This is a genomic window from Nonomuraea sp. KM90 (assembly GCF_052246675.1).
In the GTDB taxonomy this organism is placed as follows: domain Bacteria; phylum Actinomycetota; class Actinomycetes; order Streptosporangiales; family Streptosporangiaceae; genus Nonomuraea.
On record NZ_JBQQCB010000007.1, the window covers coordinates 63,178 to 74,113 of the forward strand.

General features: G+C 70.4%; 9 protein-coding genes. 4 read left to right on the forward strand and 5 right to left on the reverse strand.

The genetic code is table 11. The features are described from left to right. The first annotated feature begins 15 nt into the window (after window positions 1-15). Both ACTWPW_RS10700 and ACTWPW_RS10705 read left to right on the forward strand, forming a co-directional pair. Complete coding sequence (locus tag ACTWPW_RS10700) at window positions 16-1,242, forward strand: glycosyltransferase (protein WP_443168579.1); 1,227 nt, start codon at window positions 16-18, stop codon at window positions 1,240-1,242. Window positions 1,243-1,295: 53 nt separating this feature from the next. Continuing rightward, window positions 1,296-2,588, forward strand: coding sequence for a hypothetical protein (locus ACTWPW_RS10705; RefSeq protein WP_364116932.1), 1,293 nt, complete (start codon window positions 1,296-1,298; stop codon window positions 2,586-2,588). Window positions 2,589-2,677: 89 nt separating this feature from the next. On the opposite strand, the gene ACTWPW_RS10710 is transcribed toward ACTWPW_RS10705, so the two are convergent. From ACTWPW_RS10710 to ACTWPW_RS10725, 4 genes are read right to left on the reverse strand one after another with little or no spacing between them, the layout of a single operon-like run. Continuing rightward, the gene (locus tag ACTWPW_RS10710; RefSeq protein ID WP_443168580.1) at window positions 2,678-4,021 is read right to left on the reverse strand and encodes an ABC transporter substrate-binding protein; all 1,344 of its coding nucleotides are present in this window, start codon (window positions 4,019-4,021) and stop codon (window positions 2,678-2,680) included. A 33-nt stretch (window positions 4,022-4,054) separates the two neighbouring features. After that, window positions 4,055-4,933, reverse strand: coding sequence for a carbohydrate ABC transporter permease (locus ACTWPW_RS10715; protein ID WP_375116878.1), 879 nt, complete (start codon window positions 4,931-4,933; stop codon window positions 4,055-4,057). Beyond that, entirely contained in the window at window positions 4,933-5,883 is a 951-nt protein-coding gene (locus ACTWPW_RS10720) for a carbohydrate ABC transporter permease (RefSeq protein ID WP_375116877.1), read from the reverse strand. The genes ACTWPW_RS10715 and ACTWPW_RS10720 overlap by 1 nt, the downstream gene beginning before the upstream one ends. Window positions 5,884-5,912: 29 nt before the next feature. Continuing rightward, the gene (locus tag ACTWPW_RS10725; RefSeq protein ID WP_375116876.1) at window positions 5,913-7,064 is read right to left on the reverse strand and encodes an ROK family protein; all 1,152 of its coding nucleotides are present in this window, start codon (window positions 7,062-7,064) and stop codon (window positions 5,913-5,915) included. A 155-nt stretch (window positions 7,065-7,219) separates the two neighbouring features. Here ACTWPW_RS10725 and ACTWPW_RS10730 point away from each other — a divergent pair, with 155 nt between their 5' ends. Continuing rightward, the gene (locus tag ACTWPW_RS10730; protein WP_375116875.1) at window positions 7,220-9,343 is read left to right on the forward strand and encodes an alpha-galactosidase; all 2,124 of its coding nucleotides are present in this window, start codon (window positions 7,220-7,222) and stop codon (window positions 9,341-9,343) included. Window positions 9,344-9,351: 8 nt separating this feature from the next. After that, window positions 9,352-9,684, forward strand: coding sequence for a hypothetical protein (locus tag ACTWPW_RS10735; protein ID WP_443168581.1), 333 nt, complete (start codon window positions 9,352-9,354; stop codon window positions 9,682-9,684). Window positions 9,685-9,691: 7 nt separating this feature from the next. Here the strand turns inward: ACTWPW_RS10735 and ACTWPW_RS10740 are convergent, their stop codons facing one another. Continuing rightward, window positions 9,692-10,759, reverse strand: coding sequence for an alpha/beta hydrolase (locus ACTWPW_RS10740; protein ID WP_443168582.1), 1,068 nt, complete (start codon window positions 10,757-10,759; stop codon window positions 9,692-9,694). Between the last annotated feature and the right edge of the window lie 177 nt (window positions 10,760-10,936).

The window sequence follows — 10,936 nt, forward strand, 5'->3', positions numbered from 1 at the left end:
GAGGCCGGTGGCGCCGTGAGGGTCGCCGTGCTCGGCATCGGGTCGCGGGGGGACGTGCAGCCTTGCGCGGCGCTGGCCCGGGGGCTGGCGGGGCGGGGGCATGAGGTGACGCTCGTCGCCGCCGGGCGGTACGCGGGGCTGGCCGGGCCCGGTGTGACGTTCGCCCCCATGAGCGTGGATCCCCTGGCGGTGACGGAGAGCGAGGCGGGGCGGCGGTGGCTGGCGAGCGGCCCCCTGGGATTCGTACGGGGCTTCCGGACGGTCGTCGAACCGCTGGCCGTCATCCTGGTCAAGGAGGTGGACGCCGCCTGCGCCGATGCGGACCTGGTCCTCGCCCCCGCCCTGGGCGCCTTCGGCAGGCATCTCCACGAACGGTACGGAATGCCGTACCGGATCCTGCATTTCCAGCCCAGCGAGCCGACCCGCGAGTTCCCGAACCCCCTGGTGCCCCGGGCGAGCCTGGGCCCGCTGGGGAACCGGGCCAGCTACGCCCTGGTCGAGCGGCTCGGCTGGATGGTGCTCGGCCGCATGGTGAACCGGTTGCGGGCGGGCGTTCTGGGGCTGGGGCCGATGCGCGGCAGCCCGTTCGCGGCCGACCGGCGGGCGCGGGTGCCGGTGTTGTGCGGGGTCAGCCCTCTGGTGGTGCCCCGGCCCGCCGACTGGCCCCGGCACGTGCACATGACCGGTTACTGGCGTCTGAGCGGCCGGGCCACGGCTACCGGTGGGCCGGGGTGGCTCGGTGGGATCGAGGATTTTCTGGAGGCGGGGCCGCCGCCCGTGTTCGTCGGGTTCGGGAGCATGGTGCCAGGGGAGCCCGAGCGGGTGGCCGATGAGGTGGTGGCCGCCCTGCGGAAGGCGCGGATGCGGGGGGTCGTCCAGGGGCTGCCCGTGACGGAGAACGATGACGTCCGGGTGGTGGGTGAGGTGGCGCACGATCTTTTGTTCGCCGAAATGGCGGCCGTTGTTCATCATGGCGGCGCGGGGACCACTGGAACAGGGCTTGCATCGGGTGTGCCCAACATTGTTTGCCCGTTCTTCTCCGATCAGCCGTTCTGGGGGCGCAGGGTGGCGGCGCTCGGGGCGGGGCCGGCGCCGTTGCCGATCAGGGCGCTGAGCAGGGACGGGCTGGCCGCGCGGCTGCTGGCCGTGTCGAAATATCAAGAAAATTCGGCTCAACTGGGGCGGCTACTTCGCGTCGAGGACGGCGTGAAGAGCGCCATGGATCTCATTGAACGTTGTTGATCGTCCAGATATTGTGCGATATGCCCGCGATCACCCCCTGGAAGTAAGGTGCCATGAGACGGCGGCTACGGCAGGTCTTCATCATCGGACTCACCCTCTCGCTCCTCGGCATCGGCGTTCCCGCCTGGTCGGAGGACGACGACAGGAGCTGCAACGACCTGATGTCGGCCGACACCCCGGCGTACGTCGTCTGCCGCTGGATGGCCACGCCCGAAGAGGCCCTGGACATCGCCAAGTTCTGGCTCGAGAACGACGGCCAGCACATGATCGAGGCCGGCCCGCAGAACCCGATCACGGTGGACTGCAGCGAGCCGGGCAACGAGTGCCCCACCGACTCCGAGGGTGACGGCGAGATGCACGACGTCGGCGAGCCCGACGTGCCCGGCGCCGAGGACGGCGGCACGCCGGAGTGCCAGAACGGCGAGCAGTGCTACGTCGACCCGAGCGAGATCACCGCCGCCGAGAAGACCGCGGCCAAGGAGACGCCGGCCGGCCAGGCCGCGCAGGCCGTCGCCCAGACGACCATGCGCGTCTGGATCGAGACCGAGCTCGCCGACGACTACAAGGACGGCAAGCTCGCCGAGGCCGCCAAGAAGATCGCCGCGCTGGCCGCCGCGCAGCCCGGCGTCGTGGGCGTTAGGTTCACCTCGCAGCTCGGCTACAACCAGACCTTCGCCACGGCCGAGGAGCTGGAGAAGTTCGTCGTCGAGACCACGACCGCGCTGCGCGCGCTGCTGCCGGGCAAGAAGTTGTCCGCGCACACGGTGGTGCCGCTGCTCGGCTGTGGTGCGAATGACGCCTGCAAGGCCGAGATGACCAAGAAGTACCCGCTGCTCGACCCCGAGCGCATCGGCGCCTGGCTGAACAAGGGGTACATCGACCAGCTCGCGCTCGACAACGGCCACCTGGCCACCGAGTACGCCACCTGGAAGATCGACGCCGCCGAGGCGCAGCGCAACCAGTGGATCCAGGTCCGCGCCCGCTCCTGGGACGCCTACGCGCAGATCGCCGCCGAGGACGCCTCCTTCGCCGCCACCGGGGCCGCCAAGCTCAACGAGGAGCAGGCCACCAAGGCGATCACCGAGCGCATCGCCACCCCGCTGCAGAACGACGCCGCCGAGACGGTCACGCTGTGGAGCCGCTGGCAGACCGACCAGGGGCAGGTCAACCGGGTGTACGGCGAGAAGTGGGCGGCGAACGTCACCTGGGACCAGCTCAAGAAGCTCGGCTCGATCCGTGCGCGCCTGGCCACCATCTACGACCCGGCCAACCCCGAGGTGGACATGGCCACTGACCTGAAGAACCTGTCAGAGGTGTTCGGCCAGGTCTACCTGCACACCTCCTGAACCCGGACTGCCCGGAAGGGGCCGGATACCGCTTGAGCGGCGGTGTCCGGCCCCTTTCGCGTGTCCCGCCGTACCCCGGCGCGGGCGGGTCAGCCGAAGAGGCCGTTGACGGTGGCGTTGGCCTGGTCGAGGGCGTTGACGTCGCTCTTGAAGGAGAAGATCGAGTCCATGGTCTCCGTCATGGTGGCCGTGACGTCGGCCCAGTGGTCGGCGATCGGCGCCAGGTGCGTGGTGCCTTCCTGGACGTGCATGGTGAACGGCTTGACGTCGATGCCCGCGGCGGCGAACGCCTGCTCGGCCTTGGCCGTAGCGGTCTTGATGGCCGGGAACACGGTCGCCTCCTTGGCCACGATCTCCTCCTGGCAGGCCGGTGAGCCGAGGAACTTGACCCACGCCCACGCCGCCTCGGGGTTGTCCGTGGTCGCCGAGATGTTGTCGGCCAGGCCGTTGAACAGGCTCGCCCGCTTACCGATGGGCCCGACCGGGGTCGGGGCGAGGGCCGACTTCACGTCCTTGAGCGCCCAGTAGCTCTTGGTGTTCCAGCTGCCCTCGGTGACCATCGCGTACTTGCCCGCCCCGTACGCGTCGATCTGCCCGACGCCCGAGTTGACGATGTCCATGCTGGGCATGTAGCCCTTCTCGATGAGCGAGGTGAACCACTTGATGGTCTCCTTGAACTTCGGGTCGGAGTAGTTGAACCGGGTGGGCCACGGGTTCTGGTCGGCGTACTGCCAGCCGTTGCTCATCGTGTACATGCTCCACTCGGTCTGCCCGAAGCCGGCGCCGCTGCCGTTGGAGCCGATGCCGTAGGTGGCCACGTTCTTCTTGTCGAAGCCGGGCTCGTCGCCGCGCTTGCCGTTCTTGTCCACGGTGAGGCGGGCGATGGCCTTCTCGTACGTGCCGCCGTCCCGGGGGTTCCAGGTCAGCTCCGCCATCTCCTCCGGCTTGAGCCCGGCCTCCTTGACCTTCTCGGTGTTGTAGATCACCGCCACGGTGTCGAAGTCCTTCGGCAGCCCGTAGCGCTGCCCGTCCTTGGTCACCCACAGGTCGGCCAGGCCGTCCTGGTAGATCGACAGGTCCACCTTGTCCTTCGCGACCTGCTCGTTGATCGGCAGGAGCTGGCCCTGGGCGGCGAACTGCGGGTAGCGCGACAGGTGGCTGATGAAGACGTCGGGGGCGGTGCCGGAGACGAACGCGGTCGTCAGCGTCGTCCAGTAGTCGTCCCAGCCGTACTGGGTGATCTTCACGGTGTACTGGGGGTTCGCCTTGTGGAAGGCGTCGGCGCAGGCCTGGTACTGGGGCTGCTGGGCGACGTCCCAGAGCCAGTAGTCGATCGTGGCGGGACCGCCGGCGGCGGCGCCGCCCTCGGGCTCGGCGGCGCAGCCGGTCAGCAGCAGCACCGCCGCGCCGGCGACGGCAAGACAACGCTTCACAACATCAACCTTCCGTGGTGGGGGGAACGGCGCTCACTTGACGCCGGTGTAGCCGATGGAGTCGATGACGCGGCGGCCGAGCACGGCGAACAGCACCATGATCGGAAGTGCCGCGAAGAGGGTGGCGGCCATGAGCCCGGCCCAGTCGGGGCTGCCCTGCGGGGTCTGGGAGCGGAAGATGCCCAGGGCGACCGTGAGCACCCGTACGTTCTCCGCCTTGCCGACCAGCAGCGGCCAGAAGTAGTCGTTCCAGCTCGTGATGTAGGTGAGGATGGCCAGCGTGGCGATCGGGGCCCGGCTCATGGGCAGGACGATGCGGAAGAACGTGCGTACGTGCCCGGCCCCGTCGATGCGCGCGGCCTCCTCCACGCTGGCGTTGATCCCGAGGAAGAACTGCCGCAGGAAGAACACCGCGAACGGCGTCATGAGCAGGTGCGGCAGGATGATCCCGAGATAGGTGTTGAGCAGCCCCAGATCCTTGATCAGCACGAAGTTGGGCAGCGTGGTGAAGATCGGCGGCACCATGAGCGCGGTGACGAAGAGCGTGAAGACGGCGTTCCTGCCGGGCCAGCGCATCCGCGCGAAGGCGTAGGCGGCCATCGAGCCGAAGAAGACCTGCCCGGCCGTGGTCGTGGTGGACACGACGATCGAGTTGCGCAGGTAGAGCCAGAAGTTCACGGTGCCGCTCGACCCGCCCTCGGCCACCGCCTCCGCCGTGGTCGACAGGCCCAGCACGCGGCGGTAGGCGCCGAGCGTGAAGTCCACGGGCAGTAGGTCCGTGGCTCCGCCGGCCAGCGCGCGGGTGCTGGAGAAGGACGTACGCAACATCCAGTAGAACGGGAACAGCGTCACCGCCATGACCACGACGAGCACGGCCCAGCCCGCCACCCGTCCCCAGCGGATCGAGGCCATCACGACCCCCTCAGATCGGACTCGCCGGCCCGGGACAGGCGCATCTGCAGGTACGCGACCCCGGCGAGCAGCACGAACAGCACGGACGACAGCGCGGCGGCGTAGCCGAAGTTGAACCGGTTGAACGCCAGGTCGTAGATGTAGAAGTAGATGACCCGGGTGGCGTTGATGGGCCCGCCGGCCGTGGTGACGGCGATGGTGTCGAACACCTGGAACGACCCGATGACGCTCAGCACCATGACCAGCGCCATGACGGGGCGCAGCAGCGGCAGCGTGACCCGCCAGAACGTCCGCCACTCCGAGGCGCCGTCGATGGCGGCGGCCTCGTACACGCTGGGCGGGATCATCTGCAGCCCGGCGAAGATGAGCAGCGCGGTGTAGCCCATGTGCCGCCAGGTGTTGATGCCCGCGATGGTGGGGATGGCCCAGTCCGAGCCGAAGAACGCCACCCGGTCGAAGCCCAGCCACTCGATCAGGTTGTTGACCACGCCGAGCTGGAAGTCGAGCATCCAGAACCACACGAGGGCCACGACCACGTTGGCGACGAGATAGGGCAGCAGCACGATCCCGCGCACGATCATCGACCTGGTCAGCCGGTACATCAGGACGGCCAGCAGCATGGAGACCACGGTCTGGGTGCCGATGTTGATCACCACGTACTCGGCGGTGACCTTCAGCGCGTTCCAGAACAGGCGGTCGCCGAACAGCCGCTCGTAGTTCTCCAGGCCGATGAAGCGGGGCGGGGTGAGGACGTTGTACCTGGTCAGGCTCAGATACACGCCGCGGATGGCGGGCCAGAGGTAGAAGAGGGCGAAGCCGACGGCCGCCGGGAGGACGAACAGGACCGCGACCGGCAGGTCGCCCAGGCGGCGTCGGAGGGGAGGGGGAGGGGGTTTGGGCACTGTCCCGGGCGTGAGGCGGGGGGCGGCGCGGACGGTATCACTGGTCATCAGACCTCCTAGTGCCCGCCGGCGGTTGATCAGCGGTGCAACAGCAGATGCTGGAGAGCGGTGACGGCCGCTCCCCTGGCCCACTCGTTGAAGGCGAAGGGCTTGACGGCCACCCGTACGGGGGTGGCCGTCCAGTGCGTGTGACGGGCGAGCGCGGTGTGGAACGCCTGCCCGCACACGTCGTACATGTGGACCGACTCGCCGGACAGGACGACGAGCTCGGGCCCGGTGATGTTGGCGACGGTGGCGACCACCTGGCCCAGGGCGGCCCCGGCCTCGTCCAGCACGCGGCGCGCGACGGGGTGGCCGTCGGCGGCCAGGGCCAGGCAGTCGTCGAAGGTGAGCTCGGGCCGGTCGAGCGTGGTGGCGATCGAGCGGCGGATGGCGGGGGAGGTGGCGTACGCGCGGGCGCAGCCGCGGTGGCCCCGCTCGCACACGGGGCCGCGGTCGTCGATCTGCAGGTGGCCGACGAGCCCGGTGGCGCCCGACTGCCCGGTGACCAGGCGGTCGCCGATGACGAGCCCGCAGCCGAGCCCGGCCCCGACCGTGACCAGCGCGAACGACGAGTGCCCGACGCCCTCGCCGAACCACTGCTGCACGGCCGTCAGCGCCCGTACGTCGTTGTCCAGCACCGTGGGCACCGACACGGCCTCCTCGACCAGGTCCGCCAGCGGTAGCTGGCTCCAGCCGAGGAAGGGCGAGGTGTGCACGACGGGATCGCCCGGCGTGGCCGTGCCGGCCAGGCTGATGCCCACGGCCGACAGGGGCCGGCCCGGCACGGTCAGCTCCTCGACCGCCTCGACGATCCGGCCGAGCACGTGGTCGATCGCGTGGTCCGCGAGCGGCCTGGAGGTCTCCATCCGGACGGTGGCCGCCAGGTCGGTGCGTACGGCGAACAGCTCGTCGGCGGTGAGCTTGATCCCGGCGAACGACATGCGCGAGGCGTCCACCTGCAGGGGTTGCGAGGGACGCCCGACGGTCGCCGGACCATCGCCGGCCGCTTCCAGCAGATAGCCCGACTCGATGAACGGTCTGGTCAGCTTGGTCAGCGCGGACGGCGACAGGGCGAGCCGCCGGGCCACCTCGGCCCTGGACAGGGGGCCGTGCACGAGCAGCTCGACGAACACCGAACGCATGGCGTCCGTGAGCCGCACATTTCCGGTGGCGGTGTGTGAGAACACGGGCCAATGGTTGAGCCCGTTTGTTCATGTTGTCAAGTAATCCCGTGGTGTGGATCACAAGCAGCGGTATCCGGGTGCGGTCTTTCATTGACCTGGTGCACTAAAGCCGGTTAGTCTCCAGCCGCCTGATCGATCCAGCAGCTCGGGGGACGCCGATGCCTGTAATCCCGCTAGACGATCGCTACTGGGCGATCACCACCCCCGCCTCCACGTACGTCATAGGCGTGGAGACGGACCCGCTCACCGGGGAGGCCGCGCCGCGGCAGACCTACTGGGGCCCGCGGCTCACGCCGGAGGCCGCCCGCCAGGTCACCGGCCTGCCCCGGCGGCACGTCTCCAGCTTCTCCACGCCCTCCGAGATCGAGGAACTGCTGCCGGTCGACGGTGGCACGCGGTGGGGCGCGCCCTCACTGCAGGTCACGTTCGGTCACGAGCGCTCGGTGGAGCTGCGGTTCACCGGGTCGGAGATCCACGACGAGGGCGGCGGCGCGCAGCGGCTGGACCTCGTGCTGGCCGACGCGCACCACCCGTTCGAGGTGGTCCTGTCCGTACGCGTGCGCGAGGACACCGACGTCATCGAGCGCTGGACCACCGTCAGGGCCGGCGCGGAAGCCGCGGTCACCCGGCTCGACTCCGGCAACTGGTTCATCCCCGACGCCGCGGCCTACCGCTACAGCGGCGTCTTCGGCGCGTGGGCCGAGGAGCTGCAGCTCCAGCGCGGGCCGTTGCCGGTCGGCGAGCTGGTCTTCACCAGCCGCCAGGGCATCACCAGCCACACGGCGAACCCGTGGGTGATGATCGACGCGGGCGCGGCCACCGAGGAGCACGGCGAGGTCTGGGGCGTCGCCCTGGCCTGGAGCGGGAGCTGGCGCCTGACCACCACGCAGCGGCCGGAAGGCGGGGTCTGCGTCTCCGGCGGCTTCGGCCACGACGGGGTGCGCTGGACGCTCGCGCCGGGCGAGGAGCTCGTCGCGCCGTCCGCGCTGGGGCTCTACTCCGGCGGCGGGTTCGGCGCCGCCAGCCGGGCCTGGCACGAGTACGCCCGCCGGCACGTGCTGCCCACGCCCTTCGAGGAGCGGCCGGTGCTGTACAACTCGTGGGAGGCGACCACGTTCGCCGTCACCGAGGCGCAGCAGCTGGAGCTGGCCAAGACGGCCGCCGCCATCGGCGTCGAGCTGTACGTGATCGACGACGGCTGGTTCGGCCGGCGCGACGACGACACCACGTCGCTGGGCGACTGGTGGCCGCACCGCGAGCGCTTCCCCGAGGGGCTGCGCGGCATGCTCGACGGGATCCGCGACCTGGGGATGAGCGTCGGGCTGTGGGTGGAGCCCGAGGGGCTCAGCAAGGAGAGCGAGCTCTACCGCGAGCATCCGGACTGGGCCCTGCACCTGGAGCACCGGCGGCGCGACGAGAAGCGCGGCCAGCTCGTGCTCAACTTCGCCCGCGACGACGTACGCGAGTGGGCGCTCGGCTGGCTCGACCGGCTGGTCACCGACCTCGGCCTCGACTACCTCAAGTGGGACATGAACCGCCCCTTCACCCAGGCGGGCTGGCCGGAACAGGGCGCGGCGCAGGACCGGGTGTGGATCGAGCACACGCGCGGCGTCTACCGGGTGATGGAGCTGCTCCGCGAGCGCCACCCCGGGCTGCGGATCGAGTCCTGCGCGGGCGGCGGCGGCCGGATCGACCTCGGGATCATGCGCTACACCGACGAGGTCTGGCCGTCGGACAACACCGACGCGCGCGACCGGCAGACCGTGCAGCACGGGTTCTCCCAGCTCTACCCCGCCAGTGCCATGTCGGCCTGGGTCACCGACTCGCCCAACCCGACCACCAGGCGCGCGATGCCGCTGCGCTACCGCTTCCACGTGGCCATGGCGGGCGTGCTGGGGATCGGCGGCGACCTGTCGGAGTGGACCTCCGGCGAGCTGGATGCGGCGGCCGAGCTGATCGCCCAGTACAAGCGGGTGCGGGCGACCGTGCAGCACGGGCGGCAGTACCGCCTGGCGGGCACGCCGGGGCAGGAGCGCTCGGCGGTGCAGTACGTGCTCGGCGACCAGGTCGTGGTGCTCGTGTACAACCCGCTCGGCAACGCCAAGCGCGGCCCGCGCCGGCTGCGGCTGGCCGGTCTCGACCCAGAGGCGCTGTACGAGCTGGAAGGCGACGGCGCCCGCTGGTACGGTGCCACCCTCATGGCGAGCGGTCTGCGGCCCGCCGCCTGGGAGCCGATCGGCGCGGACCATCGCAGCGAGCTGCTGGTGCTCAGGAAGGTCTGATCGTCACCATGTCAGAAGACTCCACCCACCCACCGCCGCCCTCCTCCGTGCGGCCGGTCGACTTCGAGGAGGCGCGGGTCGTCCCCGGTGTCGCGCCCGACTCGTTCATCCTGATCGTCAGCGGGACCAAGCCCTACCTCAACATGAAGGTGGAGCTGTCCCCGCTGGTCTACGTCAGGCAGCCGGAACACTGGGGGATCGAGGTCACCGGCTCGCTGCCGGGCGTCGGTCTCCCGGCCACGGCCCCCTACACGGTGTCGCTGCCGCTCGACGGCGTCCTCGGCACCGAGGGGATCGAGGTCATCGGGGCGCGGAACCGCAGGACGTTCGACGTCCCGTAGGTCGCGCTCAGACCCGCAGGGCCTCGCGGATCATCGGATACGAGTTCTTGAACTCGCGGATCCAGTACGGCCAGGTGTGCGTGCCGTTGCCGTACAGGTGCAGCGTGTGCGGGATGCCGAGCTGCTTGAGCCGCTTGCTCAGGGCCTTTCCCGTGTACGCCGAGACGGGCTCGCCCAGGTGCGCCGGATGCCACGGCGACCCGGGCGGGTCCAGCGGCCCGTTGAAGCTGTTGGTCCCGCTGGAGAGGTAGAGGCGCACGCCCTTCAGGTTCGCGGCGAGGGCGATGGGGTCGTTCGCGGCCCAGACGCGTTTGTCGCGCTTGGGGTGGCCCCACAGCGCCAGCGGGTCCTGCTTCTCGCCGGCCTGCGCGTTCATGATGATCGCCGGGATGCCGGGCAGCCGGGTGGCCAGGATGCCGCTGTACGCGCCGGCGAAGCGGAACATGCCGGGGTTGCGGGCGGCGTACTTGACGGCCCCGTACGCGCCCATCGACAGGCCCGCGATCGCGCGGCGGGTTCCGGCGCGGTAGCCGATCTCCAGCAGGCGGCGCACCTCGTAGGTGTGGAACGTGGCCCAGGCCGGCGGGCCGCCCCTGCCGCCGTTGTGCCAGTCCGAGTAGTTGCCGGCGCGGCCGGCCTCCGGCATGACGACGATGGCGTCCAGGTCCTTGGTGAAGGTGGATATGTCGGTCATGCGGGTCCACGAGGTGTAGTCGTCCGCGCCGCCGTGCAGCAGGTAGAGGACCGGCCACGTCCGCTTGGCGGTCTTCGACCAGCCCCGGGGGAGGAGCAGGCGGACCGGGAGCAGGCGGCCGACCGACGGCGAGGAGACGAGCACGTCCAGCGTACGGGCGTCGAGGCGGCGCTCGCGCACCACGCGGGCGGTCCCGGGCAGCGCCTTCTGCCAGGGGAGGTGGCCGGTGTCCCGGGCGGGCGGCGAGGCCGCCGGCGGTCCCGTGGGGGACGGCTCCCCGTCGGGGACGATGGACCAGTCGGGGTCGGCTCGGGCGGGGGAGACCCCGGGGCCGGACAGGACGAGCAGCAGCGTCGTCGCCAGTGCCAGCAAGCCACGCATGGTCGGATGCCCTTCGCTGTGGGTGCAGGCGAGGGTAGGCGGTGCGGCGGCGGGCGGGCTATGAGCTCCGGCAACGAAACCCGGCGCTTGTTGCGCGCTGCCGGATAAATCATCACGCCGGTGACAAAACCCGGCCGAGGAATGTTCCGTTCGGGCCTGCCTCTCGCCCCGGACGGG